19 protein-coding genes and 1 pseudogene are annotated in these 21,175 nt (G+C 46.3%); 3 read left to right on the top strand and 17 right to left on the bottom strand.

The genetic code is table 11. The annotated features are described in order from the left end of the window. The 5 genes from ACIFQN_RS11625 to ACIFQN_RS11605 form a co-directional block, all read right to left on the bottom strand. Positions 1-357: a DUF2294 domain-containing protein gene (locus ACIFQN_RS11625; RefSeq protein WP_429833180.1), complete on the bottom strand. Its 357-nt coding sequence runs from the start codon at positions 355-357 to the stop codon at positions 1-3. 42 nt (positions 358-399) lie between these two features. Further along, the gene (locus ACIFQN_RS11620) at positions 400-888 is read right to left on the bottom strand and encodes a DUF1641 domain-containing protein (RefSeq protein WP_429833179.1); all 489 of its coding nucleotides are present in this window, start codon (positions 886-888) and stop codon (positions 400-402) included. Then, positions 888-3,848 (bottom strand): formate dehydrogenase subunit alpha, encoded by a 2,961-nt coding sequence (fdhF, locus tag ACIFQN_RS11615; RefSeq protein WP_429833178.1) that lies wholly within the window; start codon positions 3,846-3,848, stop codon positions 888-890. Before fdhF ends, ACIFQN_RS11620 begins: the two co-directional genes overlap by 1 nt. Before the next feature lie 261 nt (positions 3,849-4,109). Beyond that, entirely contained in the window at positions 4,110-4,769 is a 660-nt protein-coding gene (locus tag ACIFQN_RS11610) for a tetratricopeptide repeat protein (RefSeq protein ID WP_429833218.1), read from the bottom strand. Positions 4,770-4,904: 135 nt separating this feature from the next. After that, the gene (locus tag ACIFQN_RS11605) at positions 4,905-5,321 is read right to left on the bottom strand and encodes an enoyl-CoA hydratase-related protein (protein ID WP_429833217.1); all 417 of its coding nucleotides are present in this window, start codon (positions 5,319-5,321) and stop codon (positions 4,905-4,907) included. Between the two features lie 252 nt (positions 5,322-5,573). On the opposite strand from ACIFQN_RS11605, the gene ACIFQN_RS11600 reads away from it, so the two are divergent. Both ACIFQN_RS11600 and ACIFQN_RS11595 read left to right on the top strand, forming a co-directional pair. After that, complete coding sequence (locus ACIFQN_RS11600; protein WP_429833177.1) at positions 5,574-6,686, top strand: hypothetical protein; 1,113 nt, start codon at positions 5,574-5,576, stop codon at positions 6,684-6,686. 94 nt (positions 6,687-6,780) lie between these two features. Then, positions 6,781-7,305 (top strand): annotated as a pseudogene (locus ACIFQN_RS11595) (DinB family protein). A gap of 118 nt (positions 7,306-7,423) precedes the next feature. On the opposite strand, the gene ACIFQN_RS11590 reads toward ACIFQN_RS11595, so the two are convergent. Continuing rightward, the gene (locus ACIFQN_RS11590; RefSeq protein WP_429833176.1) at positions 7,424-8,476 is read right to left on the bottom strand and encodes a zinc-dependent alcohol dehydrogenase family protein; all 1,053 of its coding nucleotides are present in this window, start codon (positions 8,474-8,476) and stop codon (positions 7,424-7,426) included. 41 nt (positions 8,477-8,517) lie between these two features. Then, a complete protein-coding gene (locus tag ACIFQN_RS11585) occupies positions 8,518-10,020 on the bottom strand; it encodes an aldehyde dehydrogenase family protein (protein ID WP_429833175.1) in 1,503 nt (500 codons plus the stop codon). Positions 10,021-10,230: 210 nt separating this feature from the next. On the opposite strand from ACIFQN_RS11585, the gene ACIFQN_RS11580 reads away from it, so the two are divergent. Then, complete coding sequence (locus tag ACIFQN_RS11580; protein WP_429833174.1) at positions 10,231-12,090, top strand: sigma-54-dependent Fis family transcriptional regulator; 1,860 nt, start codon at positions 10,231-10,233, stop codon at positions 12,088-12,090. Positions 12,091-12,158: 68 nt separating this feature from the next. Here ACIFQN_RS11580 and ACIFQN_RS11575 read toward each other — a convergent pair whose 3' ends face one another. The 10 genes from ACIFQN_RS11575 to ACIFQN_RS11530 form a co-directional block, all read right to left on the bottom strand. Continuing rightward, a complete protein-coding gene (locus ACIFQN_RS11575) occupies positions 12,159-12,545 on the bottom strand; it encodes an acyl-CoA thioesterase (protein WP_429833173.1) in 387 nt (128 codons plus the stop codon). Between the two features lie 202 nt (positions 12,546-12,747). Continuing rightward, on the bottom strand, positions 12,748-14,577 hold the full coding sequence (locus tag ACIFQN_RS11570) for a UbiD family decarboxylase (RefSeq protein WP_429833172.1): 1,830 nt from the start codon (positions 14,575-14,577) through the stop codon (positions 12,748-12,750). Positions 14,578-14,755: 178 nt separating this feature from the next. Further along, positions 14,756-15,001: a hypothetical protein gene (locus ACIFQN_RS11565; RefSeq protein WP_429833171.1), complete on the bottom strand. Its 246-nt coding sequence runs from the start codon at positions 14,999-15,001 to the stop codon at positions 14,756-14,758. A 132-nt stretch (positions 15,002-15,133) separates the two neighbouring features. Further along, positions 15,134-16,261, bottom strand: a complete 1,128-nt coding sequence (locus ACIFQN_RS11560) for a tyrosine-protein phosphatase (RefSeq protein WP_429833170.1) — start codon at positions 16,259-16,261, stop codon at positions 15,134-15,136. Between the two features lie 151 nt (positions 16,262-16,412). Continuing rightward, a complete protein-coding gene (locus ACIFQN_RS11555; RefSeq protein WP_429833169.1) occupies positions 16,413-16,667 on the bottom strand; it encodes a hypothetical protein in 255 nt (84 codons plus the stop codon). A 14-nt stretch (positions 16,668-16,681) separates the two neighbouring features. Beyond that, positions 16,682-16,825: a hypothetical protein gene (locus ACIFQN_RS11550; RefSeq protein WP_429833168.1), complete on the bottom strand. Its 144-nt coding sequence runs from the start codon at positions 16,823-16,825 to the stop codon at positions 16,682-16,684. A gap of 13 nt (positions 16,826-16,838) precedes the next feature. Beyond that, the gene (locus tag ACIFQN_RS11545; RefSeq protein WP_429833167.1) at positions 16,839-17,555 is read right to left on the bottom strand and encodes an aspartate/glutamate racemase family protein; all 717 of its coding nucleotides are present in this window, start codon (positions 17,553-17,555) and stop codon (positions 16,839-16,841) included. 72 nt (positions 17,556-17,627) lie between these two features. Next, complete coding sequence (locus tag ACIFQN_RS11540; protein ID WP_429833166.1) at positions 17,628-18,356, bottom strand: aspartate/glutamate racemase family protein; 729 nt, start codon at positions 18,354-18,356, stop codon at positions 17,628-17,630. A 113-nt stretch (positions 18,357-18,469) separates the two neighbouring features. After that, positions 18,470-20,062, bottom strand: coding sequence for a hydantoinase/oxoprolinase N-terminal domain-containing protein (locus tag ACIFQN_RS11535; RefSeq protein ID WP_429833165.1), 1,593 nt, complete (start codon positions 20,060-20,062; stop codon positions 18,470-18,472). Continuing rightward, on the bottom strand, positions 20,059-21,156 hold the full coding sequence (locus tag ACIFQN_RS11530) for a DUF917 domain-containing protein (RefSeq protein ID WP_429833164.1): 1,098 nt from the start codon (positions 21,154-21,156) through the stop codon (positions 20,059-20,061). The genes ACIFQN_RS11535 and ACIFQN_RS11530 overlap by 4 nt, the downstream gene beginning before the upstream one ends. Positions 21,157-21,175 lie beyond the last annotated feature (19 nt).

The following is a 21,175-nucleotide window of genomic DNA, read 5'->3' as shown; positions in this document are numbered from 1 at the left end:
TCACTTGGGATCAAGGGGTTTATCGAAAACAAACACGGTCATGGCAATGTCTTCTTCGATATTAATGTCTGAAAAAATCCGTACAATTTTTGCTTTCGTCAAATCTTCCAATTTCATCAATACTTCTGGATTTGTATAAATTTTTTTCACCAATTTCGTCCGCGCATCATGGACCATTCGTCTGCCGTCATTCGAAGTGATCATAAATTTTTCTACATTCGTCAGATTCCCCTTCATCTCACTGATCGCCCAGGAGTCAACAAAACGAGTAATAATTTCTTTCGGTCCGTTTCCCACATATTCTTTTCGAATTTCCCGGACGAGCATACTAAATTGGTGTTCCAATTGTTTGCTCACAAATTAACCTCCCTCCATTTGTAAATAGATTCAAAGACAACCTCATGATTCCTTTTCTTTTAAGCCTTCCCCTACTCCTTTTAGCAAATTGATGCCAAAACCGATTGCCCGATTAATGTCTGGGTCAGAGAGAGCTTTCATCAAATCGAAAATACTGACCTTCTGCCCTGCACGAAGTCCCTCATCTGCCTTTTGAAGACCCTTCGTAACACCGCTCATCAGCTTTTGCGTCACCTCTGGATTCAGCTCTGAAAGTCCTCCTGCAGCAGCCAGTCCATGGTTAATGATATTCGTAACGGGGGGGCGCACCATCTGCCCCACCACAATTTTCGCAATTTCTTCTTTTGCTCCGACAGCAGCGTTTAGCGCCCCAAGAATCCCGCTATCATGAAGCTCTTGAAGCAATTTGATCGTTTCCTGGATCCCATCTGCATTTTGAGCAAGGGATTGGAGCACACTTTCAACGGCTTGATTTTGTTTTTCATTTTCCGTGACTTGCGATTGGACGATACGAGTAATTGGTCTAGCCATTACTTTTTACCTCCTACGAAATCTCTTGGAACGTTCACGTCTGCAATTGGCTGGTAATCTTCCCTGGCCCATTTGCGCTCCACTTGCACACCGAGCTGAGGGTTGCGCTTGGCGTAGCGAGGGTTGTACATCGGGAGTGGAGATTTTCCTTTTTCTTCGAGAATTTCCATACGCACCTTGACTTGCTTGTAGGCCGGCGTATGCGTCTGAACATCGACAGCCCCACCAGTTAACAAATTCACGGCACTTTCATGGCTTGCCGAGTGCATGGGAACATAAATATCTTTTCCGCTCATCCGATTCGTTACGACCGCACGCAGTTTAATTTTGCCATAAGGAGATATCAGACGTACCAGCGTACCGTCATAAATTCCGCGCTCCTCTGCCAATTCAGGTGACACTTCCACAAAAACTTCAGGAAGCTTGTACTGGATGCCCTCGGATTTATTTGTGAGATTTCCTTCATGGAATTGCTCCAGCAAACGCCCGTTATCCAGTGTCAGATCAAACTCTTCGGGGAATTTCGCTGGTGGTATATAATCAAACAGCGCCAAACGTGCTTTTTTATCAGGGAAATTGAATCCCTTTGTATGCAGAACCGGTGTGTTGGAGCCATCTGGCGAGCCCCAATGGAAGCTGTTCCAACCTTCTAATACTTCATAATTGCATTGCGAGAAAAACGGTGTGAGCGAAGACATCTCTGAGAAGATTTCACTTGGATGACTGTAATTCCAATCAAATCCCAACTTTTTAGCGAGTTGGCTGAAAATCCACCAGTCGGGCTTACTATCGCCTACGGGGTCAAGCGCTTGATAAAGTCGTTGCACACGGCGTTCTGTATTTGTAAATGTACCGTCTTTTTCGAGAGATGGGACCGCTGGCAAAATGACATCGGCGAATTGAGCCGTTTTGCTGAAAAAGACATCTTGTACGACGAGGAAATCAAGCTTCGCAAGCATGTCTTGTGTATGATTGGAGTCCGCATCTACCCATGCCATGTCTTCACCTGCTATATACATCGCCACAAGCTCGCCTCGCTCCACTGCATGCAGCATTTCAATATTGTCCAAACCAGGTTTACCAGGGATTTTCACACCATAAGCTGCTTCAAATTTAGCCCGAATCTCATCGTTTGCAACCGGCTGGTAACCCGGGAAAATATTCGGCATGGTTCCCATGTCAGCGGCACCCTGAACGTTGTTATGCCCACGCAGTGGGAACGCACCTGCACCTGGGCGCATAAAGTTCCCAGTGACGAGGAGCAAATTCGCAATGGCTGTAGAGGTATAAGAGCCGGCCACGTTTTGTGTGACACCCATCCCCCAGCAAACCGCAGTACCATCTGCATCGTGAATCATTTTTGCCACTTCGATCAACGTTTCTTTTGAGATGCCGGTCTCTTGTTCAGCAAATTCCAACGTATATTTTTGAAGCAACTGCAGATATTCCGGATAATAATTCACATGTTCCTCTATGAATGCCGGATTGTGCCAGTTTTGATCAATCATATACTTCGTGACCGCGGATAGCCACACAAAATCGGTTCCTTGCTTTGGACGAATGAACAAATCCGCACGTTCAGCCATTTCATGTTGACGAAGGTCAACCGTAATGAGCTTCTGCCCATTTAATTTCTTCGCTCGCTTGATTCTTGTTGCGAGTACCGGATGTGCTTCGGCAGGTGCACATCCCATCAAGATGACAAGTCCGGCTTTTGCAATATCTTGAATCGTACCAGAATCGCCGCCAATACCTCCCGTGTGCTGTAGGCCCCAAGATGCCGGGGACTGACAATATCGCGAGCAGTTATCAACATTATTGGTCCCAAAAATTTGACGAGCCATTTTTTGCATCAGGTAGTTTTCTTCATTCGTAAACTTGGAAGAAGAAATGAACCCCAACGCATCTGCCCCATGAGTTTCTTTGATGGAGCTAAGTCTATTCGCAACGATGCTCAATGCCTCTTCCCATGAGGCTTCTACGAATTCGTCTCCACGGCGAATGAGCGGTTTCGTTAACCGTTCCTCGCTATTGACGAAATCCCACCCGAATTTCCCCTTCACACACGTCGAAATTCCATTCACAGGCGCATCTGGCGAAGGTTCCACTTTCAAAATTTTCCTATCCTTTGTCCAAACTTCAAATGAGCAGCCTACCCCGCAAAATGTGCATACTGTTTTCGTCTTCTTGGTTCGCGATTCACGCATGGCTGCTTCCACTTCTGAAATCGCCAAAATGCTGCTGTAGCTGGGTTCTACCTTTTTGATCAGATCAATCATCGGATTCAGCAGGTCATTTTCCATACCGCTCATAAAACCGGCTTCACCCAGCATGGATTTTTCCATCAGCGCATTGCACGGACAGACGGTTACACATTGACCGCAAGACACACAGGATGATTCATTAATGGATTTATTATCGTCCCAGATCACGCGCGGAATTTCCCGTTCCCAATCAATGGTGAGCGTTTCATTGACCTGCCAATCCTGGCAAACCTCTGTACATCGCCCACATAGAATACATTGATTCGGATCATAGCGATAAAAGGGATGAGACATATCTACCTCATAGCCTTTTTCACGGTACGGGCGTGTTTGATGCTCTACCTCCAGCAACTCTACCGCATTATGCACGCGGCAGTTTCCGTTGTTATTGTCACAGACTGTACAATAGAGCATGTGGTTTTCGAGAATGCGATCCATCGCTTCCCTCTGTGCCTTTTTTGCCAATTCCGAAGAAGTAAGGATCTGCATTCCGTCTTCGATTTGCGTCGAACAGGCTCGCATGATCTTTCCATCAATTTCACACATACACGTGTCACATGTCTGTATCGGGCCTAATTCAGAAGAGTAGCAAATATGCGGATGTTCGATCTCCTGCTGAAGAAGATATTCAAGGATGTGCGTACCTTCATTTGTCTCGTGCTTCGTTCCATTTAATACAAAATTCACTTGCTTCATCTGCAAGTACCTCCCGTAGTAAAAATAAAACCCCACCATAAAACAACTTGTGCATAAAAAAATAAGCACAAACCGTTTTATGGTGGGGTAATGACTAAGCATCCTATGATACCCGTTATCTATCCCGCCATAAAAAAACGAGGAGATCAGGATGTAACTGGCAAATATCATTACCCTACATCAATGATCCGCTGCAGCTTCATTATATCATCGAATCAGCTGTAAAACCAAGAATATCTATAAACTAACACATCACAGGTCTTATTTTTTCAACCACGCCATCAAGGCCCACCGTCGTTCCGTGCGTCGTTTGTACGAAGGCAATCCACGATAGACTTCAACTGCTTCCAGATAGGACTGCTTGGCTTTCTCTTTTTGGTGTAGCTTGCTATACAGTTCACCGAGTTTGTAGTAAACCTCGCATGACGACATGTGTGTCTTGGCCAGCTCTTCCAGACTTGCCATGGCCTTTTCCATTTGATGATGTTTGGCATATGCCTCTCCCAGTCTGAGGTAAGGCTCTCCATATTTGACCCTTGGATTTTCTCTCAAAGCCTGTTCGATCAAATGCACGCCATCTTCCATTCGATTCAGCTTTAAGAGACAGATGCCTTTGTCGCACAAATATTCCGGCGAGTCCTGCATCAATGAGGAAATTCCCTCCAAAAAGGACAAAGCCTCCGCATATTGCCTTTTCTCCATTAGTAAACGGGCCATCTCCAGTTTAGCGGAGGTATCATGCGGATTTAGGTGAAGCTGGTTCTTCAGAGTGGATATACGCCTCCATCTCCGCAAGGGTCTGGTAATGTCAGGGAGCAATCGGACAAAGCGAAGATCCAGAACGTATAACAGAAGTAGAATGATAATCAGAGCGGCAAAAGGACTGCCTGTCAGCCACCACAAAATAGAGAATATGAGCATTTTTCCCAAAACAATTTTCCCTCGATCCTATGTGTTTTTCCTCCTAACTATAAGAGTAACCTTTATAAATTGTCAAATAATGTTATCTGCACAAACAGGCAAACCCTACAGAAAACGGAAGATAAACCTGGTAGACTACCTTCCTGTAAATGATGGCTTCGTCTTTTCTACAAATGATTTCGTTCCTTCTCTGAAGTCATCTGTGGAGGCAACAAGTCCGAAGTAGTCTGCACCTAGGAGAGCTGACTCTTCTAACGTGAGATTGCTCCCTCGATGAATGGCCTCCCAGGTCAATTTAACAGATATCGGAGCCTGACAAAGAATTTCCTGGACAATAGCTTCTGCCTCAACAAGCAATTTATCAGGGGCAACAATCCTGTTAACTAGTCCGATTCTATAAGCTTCTTCTGCACCGATCACATTTCCGGTAAGCAACAGTTCGGCAGCACGCCCTTTACCTATTAATCTCGGAAGTCTCGTCGTTCCTCCGAACCCAGCAATTGCTCCAATTCTGACTTCAGGATGTCCTAGTATAGCCTGATTGGACGAAATACGGAGTGCGTTCCCATATTGGTTTTAGAGTAGAGAACATTGCTTGACGGCGTTTATTTATGTGTGGCTTTTTTCTAATCTTACCACCGAGTTTTTGTAAAATAAAGGAATTTGGAGACAAGCCTCTTTCATAGAAAGCTTGGCTCTGACCAATTCTTTCCCTTGATTTATTTTTTAATCGATAGCGAATGGAACTTTTTCCCTATCTAGGCGTCTAATACATATGAATCAGCGAACACGATGGAGGTCTCTATGTATAAACGTCTCGTTCTCGTAAACTTCCTTGCATTTGTGATAGCCAGTATATTTCAGACGACCATGTATGCTGAGAGTAAAAATGAACCCACCCTCATTTATCGGTATCATACTGACCGATTGAAACAAGAGCTCGTTGCCAAGCTGCCTCCGTTTCATTTTGCTGCCATGTCCCCAGGCACCTCATTTATTTACCTCGAGCGAATTGGTGCAACCAAAAACGATGCAACCACTTCTTTTCTTTATAACCTGAAAACAAAAAAACTGCTTCCACTGAACGGAGGCAAGGGAAAGTGGTATCCGAAAAGCGACAAACTGTTGTTACAAGAAGCAGGCAATCTCATCAGCTTTGATCCCGTCACGTATCAGAGTAGAATGCTTGTAGCGGCCAGTAAGAATGATCCCATCATCGATTACGCCGTATCGCCAGATGAAACATATATGGTTTTTTTCAAGAAAGATTTGAGTGTTTCCAAACAAGAAACTCTGCTGTACTTACAGCATCTGCCTACTGGTAAAATGAAGGTGAATGACCGTTTTTCTTCTACGGATGAAAAAAATCGCTTCTCGCGCTATTTTCAGTGGTTCCCTAACTCGAAAAAAGTGTTTTATATAGCCGGGACATCCATCAAAGAGCTAGATTTGCCTACAGGACTGAAATTTGTGCATAAGCGAACAGATCTTCCATCCTACTCCGCTGACTTGCAGTATGCGTATGAATCAAATCAAACAGGCGATTATCTAAAAAAATTAGATAATGGGAAAACAACATTGGTAGGAAAATATACGGATAGTATCTATCAAGGTTCTCTGGATAACGTGAAGTGGTCACCAACTGGCCATTCATTTGTTGCAGATGAATTCCTATATGGGTCAAATGCTCAAGATACGTATTCCCGACTTCATTATCAGAACGGAGAAAAAGGCCGTTACTTCCCTGATGTCAGCTATGGCGAGCCAAAATTGTTTTTGCATGAAAATGTCAGATTTATAGGCTGGTCAAAAGATTCAAAATGGATATATACAGCTGATTTACATTCGATCCACTGTAACTCTTACGAGGGCAGATGCGTCCCCTACTCCAACTCGCTTTTAGTTTCTGAGCCATGAGTTGGAAAAATTCTGGACATAGGCTGTCTATGATTTAATATGAATAATTAAAGAAGGTTTCAGGATTTTAATCGTAGAAAGGAGCATCAGTACTATGAATTTTCAGTTGGAAGAAGCCATTGAGGTTTTGGAACGTACACCGCAAACAATGGAGTATTTTTTATCCGGCCTATCTGATAAATGGCTGCAATGTAAGGAAGGGGAAGGCACCTGGAATGTTACAGAAGTGATTGAACACCTCATCGAGTGAGAGCATACGAATTGGATACCACGTTTAGAGATGATTCTGCGGGACGGTGAAACTAAACCATTCCCCCCTTTTGATCGTTATGCTCACTTGCAGGAAAAGTCAGAAAAAACGTTGGAACAAAAGCTGCTTGAATTTAAAACCATCAGAGCGACAAATATAACCAAGCTAAAAAGTCTGATTGATCCCAAGCTGCATCTTGAATGGACGGGTATACACCCTGCCTTTGGTGTTGTAAAAGCAAGAGAATTAATTTCTACGTGGGTTGTTCATGATTTGACACACATGGCACAAATCGTCCGGGTAATGGCTAAAAGATACAGTACCGACGTGGGGCCGTGGACTGAATATTTAGGTATACTGAAAAAGTAATGGATTGAATAAAGGCAGCGGCAGACTCGGACTCTTTTCTAGCGTCCAAGACTACTGCTGCCTTCTTTTCTATGTGATCTGTCTTCAGCTTTATACTTTTCTCAGCTGTTCCCTTTTCCTATCGAAACTTCGTAATGACATTAAACCCGAACGTTTTAAAGTTGGTCATGTCATCGAGAATTCCGGATACGTCGTCGAGAGCAACCTCTTTTGATACAAGTGATTTCGGGTTCAGTTTACCCTGCGCGATCAGCGCGAGCAGCCCACCATACTCTGAGTGCGGATTGCCGATGCTACCCACAATTTCTAGCTCCATCGCAGTTATCGCGTCTATGGGCAGCCCAACCATACCTCCTTCTTCTTTTGTTGTCAGACCGATTTGTACATGCCGCCCTCCTTTTCGCAGGCACAGAACCGAATTAAGAATCGTATCACGAATTCCCAGTGCATCAATGGAGGCATGAGCACCGCCCTTTGTAATTTCCTTAATGGCTTCGACGACGTTTTCTTTCCGAGCATTGATGACAGCGACTGCCCCTTCTTCCTTTGCTTTTGCCAGTTTGGCGTCATCCACGTCAACCGCGATCACCATGGCACCGACAGCATTGCCGACCTGCACAGCTGACAACCCTACGCCCCCTGCACCGTGAATGGCGAGCCAATTTCCCGGCTGTACGTTTCCACGCACAACTCCGTGATAGCCGGTCATATAGCGGCAACCGATCGCTGCTGCTGTCAGTGTATCTACCTCATCCGGCAGACGGATCAGATTAAAATCTCCGTTTGGTACACGGACATACTCCGCATAAGCGCCATCGTAGCTAAAGCCAAAGATCTGCAAATTATCGCAGCGGTTGGAGTGACCGCTCATACAATTCGGGCAATGTGTGCAGCCCTCATGAAACGGTGTCGTCACGCGGTCTCCCGGTCTGAAGTTCTTCACTTCCTTGCCGACTACCTCAATCACACCTCCAAGTTCATGTCCCGGAATGATAGGAAGCTGCGGGCTGAGTCCGATCCAAGCCCAATCTCCCATCCACGCATGCCAGTCACTTCGACACACTCCGCACGCCTCTACCCGGACAATCACATCTTTAGGTCCTGGCGTCGGGTCTGGTACCTCACCGATTCGAAGCGGCATCCTTTGTTCTACGATTTGCGCTGCTCTCATATGAAAATCCCCCTCTTAATAATGGAATTTGACATGTGCATTTACTCAAGGTTGATCCAAACCGATTTCACCTGCGTGTATAAATCCAATGCATAGGAACCCATCTCACGGCCGTATCCGGACTGCTTGTATCCACCGAATGGCACGGCAGCATCCAACGCATTGTAGCAGTTCACCCAAACGGTCCCGGCTTCCAGCGCATGAGCAACCTTATGCGCCTTTCGTATATCCGTCGTCCATACTCCAGCAGCAAGTCCGTATTCTGTATCGTTTGCCCGGCGGATGACATCCGCGATTTGCGCTTCATCGTCAAATGGCATCGCCGCAACAACAGGACCAAAAATTTCTTCTCTAGCAATTGTCATCTGGTCATTCACATCGGCAAAGATAGTTGGCGGGATAAAATAGCCTGTACTGTCTAGTGGCGCCCCGCCTGTCAGTGGAGTCGCCCCCTCTTCAAGTCCTTTCGTCAAATAACCAGAGACGCGCGCAAATTGCTCATTTGATACGAGCGGCCCGATTTCAGTTGACTCATCCAGGCCAGGCCCCTGTTTCATTTTGGATGCGTAGCTGGTCATGTCTGCCAGCACGTTGTCGTACACTTTTTTATGTACAAACAATCGTGAACCGGCGCAGCACACTTGACCTTGGTTAAAGAAAATGCCCATCAGAGCGCCGGGGATCGCCTTGGAAAAATCCGCGTCAGGGAAAATGATATTCGGAGATTTGCCGCCCAACTCTAGTGAAACGCGCTTTAGGTTGCCAGCCGCTTGCTGCATGATCAACTTCCCAACTTCTGTCGAGCCGGTAAACGCCACTTTGCGAATCCGCGGATGATTGGTAATAGCAGCACCAGCAGTAGGACCGTATCCTGTGATAATATTGACCACGCCTTCTGGGAAACCAGCCTGCTGAATTAACTCAGCCAGATAGATGGCCGAAAGCGGAGTTTGCTCCGCGCTTTTTAAAATGACCGCGTTGCCTGTAGCCAGTGCAGCACCTAGTTTCCATGCCGCAAGCAAGAGAGGGAAATTCCATGGGATGATCTGTCCGACTACGCCAATAGGCTCGCGCCGTGTGTACGTCAGCATATTTGTGCCAGCCGAATTGTTGATGACTTCACCGGACAATTTCGTCGACCATCCTGCATAATAGCGGAAATGATCGATGGCAAGAGGTACATCAGCGACACGCGCATGACTGACTGGTTTACCGTTATCAATCGTTTCTAGTTGTGCAAGTGCCTCAGCATGTTCTTCCATGAGATCAGCTAGCTTCCAAAGCATGCGGCCACGCTCGCTGGGCGTTACTTTTGCCCAGGCGCCAGTAAAGGCCCGTTCCGCTGCCTCAACCGCGCGGTCTACATCGGCCGCATCTGCCTCATACACGGATGTAATAGTCTCTCCAGTAGCTGGGTCGATCGTATCAAACATTTTACCGGAAAGGGATTCTACAAAATCCCCACCAATGAACAATTTCTTGGGACCGCTCGCCAAAAATGCTTCCACACGAGGATCCAATGCGACTCTTACCGTCTCTGCCATCTGCTTTCCTCCTGTTCCATTTTGATGTGTTTTCAACGAATGATATTTGCATGAATGATGCCAACGAGAAAACGCTTACAAATACACGGATTTGCTTTTTGATACTGCTTCAAAATGACACATGTGCTCCAACTCACCAGGTACACTTACTCATTTAAAGTAAAAATGTGGTACTATACTATTAGAATATTCCGATTTTTATACCGAGGGGTGAAACGCTTGCTGGAGCCCGCTAGTGCACTATTGAAAAAATCATGGGAACGCAGCCGAATGAATGGAGTAAGCGCCTTAATAGCCAAAGATGCCATCCTGGAAGAAGCTCAGTTCAGGCAGTACCGAGAACAAAAAGAAGAGTTACTAAGAGAAATCAATCCGACAATGGAACATTTGGCCCACTGGCTCAAAACTTCGTACTCGATTGTAGTCATCTGCGATACATCCGGTTATATCCTGGAAAGTAAGGGTGATCCCTCCTTCTTGAAAGATACGGAAAAGATTCAAGTGCACCGTGGAGCTTGTTGGTCTGAGCAAGTGCGGGGTACCAATTCTGCTGGTACCGTTATCGTTGAAAAAAAGCCTCTTGCCGTGGTAGGGAAGGAACATTACCTAGAGGCGAACCACATGCTGTACTGTGCCGCATCCCCCATTTTCGATCCGTACGGCGAATTACTTGCTGTCCTAGATTTAAGCGGACACTCCGAACGGTACCATCCATCCCTCTTAGGCATGGTTGATGCGATGGCTCGTAAAATCGAAGACTGGCTGCTCGTCCATCGGCCCGATCGTCAATTGGTCGTTTCTCTTTCTCCGGAACAAAATGGAAAGCACCGCGCGCTATTAGCAGTAAATCATGACGGTGTTGTCATGGGAGGCAACCGCGAGGCACAGATGCTTATGAAATTGGACAAGCAGCTTCTGGGGAACATTCACCTAAGCGATCTGCTTACGGATATAGAGCCCCTGCTTCACAGACCGGTTGGAGCTGCAGGGGCTGATACCATTCGCCTCCACAGTCGACAGGGCGAATATGGCAGTTGGCTAGCATCCGTATTGTTTGATACACGTCCCTCGTTCACTTCAACACCCCCACGTACAAAGCCAAAAACAAGACAATCAAGAGTGGATGGGGCTATCCTCTATTCATTTGATGACATCTATGGAAAGGACGAACAATTCCAGAATGCAATCCGTCTAGCCAAGCGGGCGGCTGCGACTGATTACACCATCATGCTCACAGGTGAAAGCGGAACAGGCAAAGATATCGTCAGCCAAGCCATTCACCTGGCTAGCACGCGAGCAAGCAAGCCTTTTGTTGCGATCAACTGCGGAGCCATCCCCAAAAGCTTATTGGAAAGTGAACTTTTCGGATATGAGGCGGGAGCTTTTACCGGGGCAAAACAGACGGGACAGCCAGGAAAACTCGAACAAGCTCACGAAGGAACGCTATTTCTTGACGAAATTGCGGAAATGCCCGCTGAAATGCAAGTAGCTTTGTTGCGTGTCTTGCAGGATTTGAGCGTTACCCGAATTGGAGGAACGAAGTCTACTCGCGTAGATGTACGAATCATCACAGCGACTCATACTGATTTGTGGAAAAAAGTGCAAGAAGGCAGCTTTCGAGCTGATTTGTTTTACCGCTTGCAAGGCGTACATATCACACTTCCTCCCCTACGCGAGCGCTCAGACAGGTTAGTGTTGGCACGGCTGTTACTTAAGGGCATCGAAACAGAATTAAACCAGGGTCCACTCTCACTTACAGCGTCCGCTGAGCATTTAATCGAGAGCTATCCCTGGCCAGGTAACGTTAGACAAGCAGTCGCGGCATTACGCGAAGCAGCCTTTTTATCTGAGGGAGGAGTCGTGGATTTCAACTGCTTTCCTCCGTACATTCTCGCAGGCTTTCAACAGGGGAAAGAAGCTGAGTCCGCACTGCAAGAGATCGAAAATAATGCCATTATTGAGATGCTGAAAAAAACAGGCGGAAACGTCTCGCAAACGGCCCGTAATCTAGGGATCGGGCGCAGTACCGTGTACCGCAAAATAAAAAAGCTAGCCGAGCCTGGTCTCTAGAAACACAGCATTCCAATGACCTTCGAATATCGTACGGATATGATGAGCATCGTGCGAAATGGACTCGACTAGCAATTGTCCTGCGCAGTCTGATGTGCGCGTAATTCATCTGGCACGCGAATTTTCATTCCTGTCTCCACATCTATCGACACAAATGTAGCTTCTGCCTCCAACACTACTTCGCTGCGTTGGTTGTTAATCGTCTGTTTTAGGATGAAGCTTGTATTTCCGACATGATGCAGCACGGTATATATACGGAGGCGATCATGTAGAAACCCCTCTTTTTTATAATTCACACGCAAGTGAGCCATGAACGAAACGAATCCCAGGCTCGTAAAGTATTCATACCAAGATTTACGTGCTGCCTCTAAAAACTCCAAATATTTCACATTATTGACGTGGCCGCCTACGACCGCTTCTGGCTGAACTACCATTTCAAAATCCGAAAAAGTCACAAATCTCCCTCCCTTTCATAAGTCAAATATCCGGGTGCCCAATCGCCAAATTCCCAGATTCCCCGTTATGTATTTTAAAGATTCTGTATCATTTGGAAGTGCCCCGATTAACCTGTCATTTATTGAATCATTACGTATGATTTGAGGTTAACAAAACAACGGTCTGTGAAAGAACCGTTGTTTTGTGTATCCTCGCTCGCTATTACAGGATTCCACCTAAGCTGGCACCTTTGGCAAAGAGGCGCTCGATATTTTTCTCCACCATCGGGTCTGCTATTAATGGCGGTGCTTGATGTGGCTTAACTCGGGCATCAATGATCAGGTTGTCACATGCCCAGTGCTTATGTTCGTAATAGCTATTCACGCCATAAATGTCATGGGAAGGATTGCTCCGTGTGAAGGTAGCCCATAGGAAATTATTGAGGCGTTCACTCAAAAATGTGCTGTCGTCACATAAGACGATCATTGGACAAGACGGGATCGGACCCTTTGCTTTTAGGGCGTCACTAAAATCCTGTAGTTCCTGCTGTGCTTTCGCGTAGTCGCTAAATGCAGGACCCTGGATCGCGACTACACCTGGCATGATCAGCCTGGCATTTTCGAACTCTCGGAGTTCTTTCAATGCATCAGGTACCTCTTTGCACAGCTCCCTCTTCGGATCTCCATAGGCGGCAAACACAACTTTACTGCCGCTGTTTAATCCGGTACCGGAATAGTCCAGTGTATCAATGGTCGTATTGGTATAAAAATGGACGTCTCGATTCAGATCCATTCGCTCGAGAATATACGTCATGAAATCAACTTCATCATGCGTTGTTAATGGACGGTCCTCTTCGGCCGTAATGAATAAATATTTGGCCAAGCTTAGTTGTCCAGTGCCTAACATTCGATTGGCAATCGTAAGTATTTCTGTCGGTTGTTTTACTTGTTGATATGGTGTATAGCGCTCGCTTCCAATCGCAAAAAGAAGCGGATGCACACCAGCTGCATCTATAGCATGAACTTCTTTCACGCCAGGGATTTCTTGCTTGATCGCATCCCCTGTCAGTTCGTGAATGAGCTGGCCAAACGAGGTATCTTCTTGCGGCGGACGGCCCACCACGGTAAACGGCCAAATCGCATTCGGCTTGGCGTATACTTTGTGTACCTTCATCACTGGGAACGGATGGATGAGGCTGTAATACCCCAAATGATCACCAAAAGGTCCCTCCGGCTTCGTATCCCCAGGATGAATTTCACCGGTAATCACGAAATCCGCATCATTGCTAATGCAGAAGCCATCGAGGTAGCTGTAGTGAAAACGACGTCCTGCAAGCAAGCCTGCAAAGGTAATTTCACTCAACCCTTCAGGCAATGGCATCACCGCTGACAACGTATGTGCCGGTGGACCTCCCACAAAACAGCTTACTTTTAAAGGGGCTCCGAGCTTGTTCGCTTTGTCTTGATGAACACCGATACCGCGATGAATCTGATAATGCAAGCCGATCTCTTTATTCAGATCATACTCATTGCCATTCAGTTGAACACGGTACATGCCTAAATTGGAATTCATGATTCCAGGTTTGTCCGGATCTTCTGAATAAATTTGCGGCAAGGTGACAAATGCTCCGCCATCCATTGGCCAGCTTTGAATCAGGGGAAGGTCCGAAATTTGAATTTCTTGCGCCGTAACCGGCAGACTTCCGGACGTTTTCAATGGCAGCGCTTTTAAGGCTGCCAGGCCTTTTTCGAAATTTTTAAAGGGATTCTTTAACGCTTTGATCGGATCATTGCGCAGAGCGATTACGTTTTGGGCGGCTTGCCACGTGCTTCGGAAAATGAATTTACTGCGTTCTATTGTGCCAAAAAGGTTGGATACCGCACGAAACTTCGAACCTTTTACATTTTCAAATAACAAGGCGGGACCGCCAGCTTCATATACTTTCAAATGAATCGCGGCCATTTCCAGATAAGGATCTACTTCTTCATGAATCCGGACTAAGTGCCCGTGCTTTTCAAGGTCGATTATGCATTCTTCTAGCGAACTATACATATCACAATGGCTCCAATCTTTTTCATACTCTATTGTTATTCTACCAGTAGTTTGTTTTCTTTCCTACTAAACAGCTGTACCGTACATACAACATTCTTATTTTCATCTTTGCGAATAGGAAAGGGCACAAATAAAAGCCCCGAATTTTTTTATTCGAGGCTGAACACATCGCTACCGCTTATTTGGTAAAATCAATCTCACCGCCTGCTGATACGATTTCCGAGAAGGCAGACATGAAAACAGCAGTAGTTACTACGGGAATGAACGCAGTTCCTTTTTGCAGTTCCTGACGAACTCCACTAGCACTACTTGCTATCGTACCAAGTGGAACATTTTTTTGGCGGGCTACTTCATAAAATTGATTGATTGCTTTCTGCACCTCTGGATGCTCCACCCCTTCTTGTTTATACCCTGTGTTTACCATAGGAACTTGAATCCCTTTGGCACCACGGTCCAATGCTTTTTGAATGCTTGACGGGTCATAGGATACCCGTACGATCGGAACGAGATTGCATTCATAACCAGTCCGTTCTTTCGTCTTATTCTCTAGTTGTTACTACTCAAGAAGCAGGTCTTGCAATTTTTTCTGCTTTTCCTTCGTCAAACCGAGTTCTTGTTCTAAATATTGGGGTATGGACCCATATTTTAGCTTGATCTCATCAAGGGCTGCTTGTAAATACTCCTCTCTGACGTCAAAAATAGCGGCGGCAATATCTAAGCTGTTTTGGTCTTTCATTTTTGGTTTGATACTTGCGATTAATTTTTCGTTCACTTCTTTTGCATACGTTTTGGAAAGCATGTAGTCTGCCAGAACCGTTTTCTCAGGCACGCCGAGGGCAAGCAGGATCATGGCGGAGCCAAAGCCAGTCCGATCTTTCCCAGCGGTGCAGTGTTGTACGAGTGGGAGGTTTTCCGGCATTTGGGCTAGCTCCAAAAGTTTGGAAAAGGCATCGTTGTTTGTGACGTATGCAATGTTTACGATCTTCATGTATTCACCAGGTTTCCCCAATGGTCCCAAATTTCCAGATTCGAATATCGGAGCAGTGTCCAGTTCTTTCGGAACTTCCTTGAAGACGGGGATGTTATCATTGCGAACCCCTTCAATCGCTCGGTCTGGTTTCGGCTGTACTTCATAATCAGTCCGATAGTCACAAACCAGTTTCAGACCGGAATTTTGCAGGTATGAGATATCCTCATCCGTAATCGTATTCAGTGCTTCGGATCGGAACAGCTGCCCCCATTTTACAGCTCTCCCATCCTCTGTTCGATAGCCGCCGAGATCCCGAAAATTATAGGCACCTCTCAATGGGACCCGACGTTCTGCTATGGTTGTGGCAAGACCATCGTTCGCAATAATTCGAAAATAAGGTCTGGCATTTGGACTTGGATCATCAACGGTAATAGTAGAGCCCGAGGAAATCGTCGTGAGAAGCTTTCCTTCTTGTTCGATGTTTTCAGGGGAATTGCTCCAGTAAATTTTGATTTCCCCTAGTTTGTCATCTGCTTTCCATGAAATCTCCAATTGATTGATCTCCAGTCTCTCGACGGCAGCATCGATAGATAAGCCTTCACCCTCAACCTGTGTTGTAGAACTGCTCGCCTGCTGACCAGCACAACCGCTAAACAGCATGGTCAAACTAGTAAGCAGCATTATACTGACACTTTTCCACTGTCTCTTTCTCATGAAAATGACCCCCATTTAGTCTGTTTTATTGATTGGCTGTTAGCGTCTCTATCGGCTCTTACCCAAAAGCACGCGTGACAAAGAGGGCGGAGACACTTTACGTTCCCCGCCATGAAAAAAGTATAGGCAAATATTCGTCGGCTAGATTCCATTATTTCTGGTAAACAGGAGTGACCCAATCCATATAGCCTGCATCCATTCCACGAACAGCACGGTAATAGCGCTCTTGCAACTGTTTGGTAATCGGACCAAGTGATCCGTTCCCGACCTTCCGTCGATCTACAGAGGTAATAGCAGCAATTTGCGCTCCTGTTCCTGCCAGAAACATTTCGTCACAAATATACAACTCAGTTCGATCAATCTGGCGAATTTCGTGCAAGATTCCTAAATCGTCTGCTACCTGCATAATGGCTCGACGCGTTATCCCTTCCAAAATATCTGGGCATGCGTTGAAATATTGATGTTTGCATCCTCAAGCTGCATGATCTGACCTTTGAAGAAACAAAATCCCGTCGTGATTTCCTGTTTCGGAGATGGCCCTTTTGAAGATTCAATCATGTCCACGCTGTCTTCCCCCTTATTTGTACAACTTTTTGGTAGGGGTCATGTAGGTCAAGCCGCTTTGCTTTACGTTCATAGCAATCAAGCCTTCTGTCATTTTCAATGCAGCAAAAGACGGATCAATCACCGGAACATCGTATCCGCGCTCTTTTAGACTTTCCTGGAGACTGGTTGCTACCCCTAACATACCGGTGCAACCTAAAATCAAGGCATGCGCTTGATCTTGCTCGATCGCCAGTATCATTTCTTCGAACAAGGCTTCTTCCATCTTCTTTTTGTCGACCAGTTCCAAAACAGGGATATTCACATACCTGACAGAGGCTAATTTGGAACGGAGCCCGAGCGTTGTACTAATATTTTCAATCATCGGTACGACATTCGGCAGAACAGTGATTACAGAAAATGACTTTGCTAACAGGCTTGCATAGAGCATGGACGCTTCCCCAGCACCTACAACCGGAATATTCAACACCTCACGAGCTGGCTTTACTCCTGGATCTCCAAAGCACAGGCTGATAACCCCATCGCAGCCGTTTTTTTCCCCTTCGATTGCCTTTTCCAACAGGTTCGGTACAGCGAGTGCCTCATCGTATTCGCCTTCCACAGATGCAGGACCGTAGTCCAGATTGCACACCTCGACCTCAACCGAATCCGTAATGTAGTGCTTGAATTCCTGTATGGTTTCTTCCACAAAAACGTCAACAACGGTAGGTAACAAGACTCTGATTTTCATCCAAATACCCTCTTTCAAAAGTTATTTTGGTTCAGAACTCTACGCGCACACTTTAAGATTACAAGCATTTCCTTACCGCTCTCGTTGTTTGTACAATTTTTTCGTGGGAGTCATGTAGGTCAAGCGGCTTTGTTTGATGTTCATGGAAATCAGGCTGTCTAAAAGTTTCGCTGCAGCAAAGGATGGGTCGATCACGGGAACGTCATAGCCACGCTCTTTCAGCTTTTCCTGAAGCGCTGAGGCCACTCCCATCATTCCTGTGCACCCAAGGATCAGCGCGTGAGCTTTATCTTTTTCGATGGCCAGCACCATTTCTTCCAACAAGGAGCTTTCCATTTTTTCTTTATCGACCAATTCTAAAACAGGTATATTCACATAGCGGATGGAGTTCAATTTTGAGCTGACGCCTAGCGTTTTACTCACATTCTCAACCATTGGTACAACATTCGGAAGAACCGTAACGATTGAAAAGGATTTCGCTAACAGGCTGGCGTAAAGCATGGACGCTTCGCCCGCACCAACAATTGGGATATTCAAGACTTCACGTGCGGGCTTTACTGCTGGATCTGCCCCACATAAGCTAATAACCCCGTCGCAACCGTCTTTCTCAGCTTGAATTGCCTTTTCAAGCATGTTGGGAACGCATAACGCTTCGTCGTACTCGCCTTCTACGGAAGCAGGACCGTAGTCCAGATGACATACTTCAATCTCGGTCGAATCAGGAAAATAGTTCTTGAATTCCTGTTTCACTTCTTCATTAAAAATGTCTACAACGATCGGTAATAAGACTCTGATTTTCATCCAAATTCCCTCTTTCACAAGTAATTTAGGTTCAGAAGCCTCTCCCAAGGTGACCGATACATTTTGTCTGCGCTTCTGGCATGATGACGATAAGGTCATTCCTTTTCGCCGGATTACGGATTGCTTACTTGCTCTCGTGCGACTGAAGCATCGGCGGATGCCAGCGTCCCTGCGGCTTTCACCCGGATACGTGTTGCATTGCCAAGATAAGAAAGCGGGATATCTTCGAATTCAACGATTTCAACGGTAGAGGGCTCTGCTCCCGCTGCAATCGCTTCTTCCACTGCAATGCTTTTTGCCAATTCCAGCGTTTTCTCACGTCCCATCTCATCAAGCGAAAATACACGATCGATCTGTCCGCTGATTTGAGAAATGGCTGCTCCAATTGCATTGGCTACACCAAAATTTTCAGGGCGAATGATTTGGGATGCGCCTTTTAATTCGTAAGGTAACAAAATGCTTCCACCGCCGACCAAGATGACAGGTACTGGCTCTGCACTTGTTTTCATCTTGTCAATGGCTTCCTCAGCCATCTCGACAATTCTGTTGTACACTTTCTGTAAAATCCCTTGATCCAAATGAGCAACCTTTTCTGCATCGCCAAGGTCACTCTTTCGTAGCGCAATAAGAACGTCTGTCGTAGTTAGTGTATCGCCGCCAAACGCCAGCCCTTTTTGTGGAAGCTGGTAGCCGACACTGTCAGGACCAATCGTAAAACTGCCATCGTCTTTGAGACGAACAATGGTTCCTCCGCCTAATCCGATTGAAATCAGGTCCGGCATGCGGAAATTCGTGCGTGCTCCCCCAATCTCAACGGCAAGGGACGATTCACGTGGAAACGAATTCACGAGAACACCGATATCGGTCGTGGTTCCTCCTACGTCCACTACGAGGGCGTTTGCTAGCCCTGATAAGTAGGACGCTCCGCGAATACTGTTGGTAGGTCCACAGCCGATAGTGAGAATCGGATACTTCATCGCGTACTCGATACTCATCAACGTCCCGTCATTTTGACCAAAGAAGACTCTAGCCTCCACCTTTTCAGCTTTTAGGGCGTTAATGAAACCAGTCGCTGTCGTCTTTGCGACGTTGACAATCGCTGCATTCAGAATCGTTGCATTTTCCCGCTCCAAGAGACCGACGCTGCCGATTTCATAGGAGAGAGAAATAGGGATGTCCTCTCCCAACACTTCATGCAATATTTCCGCAGCCCGCAGCTCGTGCTCTTTCGATACAGGTGAAAACACGGAGGCAACTGCAACCGAATCTACTTTCCCTTTGATTTCTCCTGCAATCCGATAGAGCTCTGCTTCATCCAGCTTCGTGATTTCCCTGCCATCAAATTCATGTCCACCGGAGATGATGTACACATGCTTGCCGAGATGAGCTCGGAGGTCATCTGGAACCCCGATCAACGGTTTGATCGCGAGAGTAGCGGGCGCTCCGATGCGGATGACCGCAATTTGATTCAAGTGCTTTCGCTCTACGATCGCATTGGTGCAATGAGTCGTGCCCAGCATCGCATACGTAATTTGTTCGCGGGGAACACCCGATTGTGCAATAACCTCACGCATCGCTTCGTAAATACCTGAACTGACATCTTGGGTAGTCGAAGTCTTCGTTTTTGCGAGCACGCGATAGTCTTTGTCCAATAAAACCGCATCTGTGTGTGTGCCGCCTACATCAATCCCGATTCGATAGCTCATTTTACAACGCTCCCTTTCTTTACCAGTTCTTCTACAGGGATGTAGTCCACATCATAACGGAAATAGCGTGGTCCTACTGTTTCAATTCCCTTTGGCGTCCGCCATTTTGGATGACATGGCATTCCGATGACAACGACGCGAGCTCCATAGCGCAGACCTTCTGTCGTGATCGGCAAGCCTGTTTCCGAGTCCACTACCGCGATCAAATCAGGAGTTACACAAAGGAGGCGATCATCTGTTTTAGCAAGCAAATGCTCGTTTTGGAAACTCAGTTCAAGATTCTCGCCTTTGTATTCCAATAGTCCTTCTATTTTTGCGGTACCTCGAGCCCAGCCACCTTCTGTCTTGCGATTGACGTCTACCACTTTACCGATAAACAATTCAAAACCATTTGTCAGCTTCAGAATTTCTTTGACAGGGTCCACATTCGTTTCTTTGGCGAGGCGAATCGTACGACCGATCTCCTCTTCCAGCTTCAAGATGTTGTGAATGCCACTTTCCTTCAAATTTTTACCAGTCATCGGGTAGATCGCGCATGTTGCTGATCCCCCTTTTTGAACAGTTACACTTCGGGCAATCCGTTCTGTCCATGAATTGTCGATGGTATCCATGATGGTCACGTTATTTTTCTCATCAGCCAGAACCATAGGCGTCGCGTTGATACCGTCGAGATAGAAAGTAGTCATCTGCAGCTCAGGAAAAGCTCGCCCCATTCCATCCACGTCCACAACGGGCAATCCGAGTTGTGCTGCCAGAGCCAATGGAAGCATGGAGTTAATTCCACCTGCTTCAATTGGGTACGTCGCAAAAACTTCTTTCCCCATATATTTTTCAAGGCCTTTGAATGCCTTGGATACTTCATGGCCGCTAGGAATTTTCTCGACGAGTACGGTTGGAGCTCCCATTCCGCCAGAGGCTACTACCAGTGCATCATCTGGAATTTCATCCACAGACAGAAGAGTGATTGGTCCAAATTCTTCAAATGCTTGCAGAGCCATCAACTTTCCGATATATGGGTCCCCTCCTCCTCCGGTTCCCAATAACGCGGCACCAACTGCGATATCTTCAATTTCTTGTTTTCCTAGTTGTCTCAATGTGTCCCTCTCCTTTTAT

This window comes from Brevibacillus sp. NRS-1366 (assembly GCF_050467985.1).
Note: the sequence above shows the minus strand (reverse complement) of the source record. Positions and strands in the feature narration are given on the sequence as shown.

Bases quoted from the DNA above. Each gene is read 5' to 3' on its own strand.
- ACIFQN_RS11555 (WP_429833169.1), bottom strand. From the start codon at position 16,667: ATGCAGGTAGCAGACGATTTAGGAATCTTGCACGAAATTCGCCAGATT.
- ACIFQN_RS11540 (WP_429833166.1), bottom strand. From the start codon at position 18,356: ATGAAAATCAGAGTCTTATTACCGATCGTTGTAGACATTTTTAATGAA.
- ACIFQN_RS11585 (WP_429833175.1), bottom strand. From the start codon at position 10,020: ATGGCAGAGACGGTAAGAGTCGCATTGGATCCTCGTGTGGAAGCATTT.
- ACIFQN_RS11560 (WP_429833170.1), bottom strand. From the start codon at position 16,261: ATGAGAAAGAGACAGTGGAAAAGTGTCAGTATAATGCTGCTTACTAGT.
- ACIFQN_RS11570 (WP_429833172.1), bottom strand. From the start codon at position 14,577: ATGTATAGTTCGCTAGAAGAATGCATAATCGACCTTGAAAAGCACGGG.
- ACIFQN_RS11545 (WP_429833167.1), bottom strand. From the start codon at position 17,555: ATGAAAATCAGAGTCTTGTTACCTACCGTTGTTGACGTTTTTGTGGAA.
- ACIFQN_RS11590 (WP_429833176.1), bottom strand. From the start codon at position 8,476: ATGAGAGCAGCGCAAATCGTAGAACAAAGGATGCCGCTTCGAATCGGT.
- ACIFQN_RS11600 (WP_429833177.1), top strand. From the start codon at position 5,574: ATGTATAAACGTCTCGTTCTCGTAAACTTCCTTGCATTTGTGATAGCC.
- ACIFQN_RS11565 (WP_429833171.1), bottom strand. From the start codon at position 15,001: ATGGTAAACACAGGGTATAAACAAGAAGGGGTGGAGCATCCAGAGGTG.
- ACIFQN_RS11535 (WP_429833165.1), bottom strand. From the start codon at position 20,062: ATGAGCTATCGAATCGGGATTGATGTAGGCGGCACACACACAGATGCG.
- ACIFQN_RS11610 (WP_429833218.1), bottom strand. From the start codon at position 4,769: ATGCTCATATTCTCTATTTTGTGGTGGCTGACAGGCAGTCCTTTTGCC.
- fdhF (WP_429833178.1), bottom strand. From the start codon at position 3,848: ATGAAGCAAGTGAATTTTGTATTAAATGGAACGAAGCACGAGACAAAT.
- ACIFQN_RS11620 (WP_429833179.1), bottom strand. From the start codon at position 888: ATGGCTAGACCAATTACTCGTATCGTCCAATCGCAAGTCACGGAAAAT.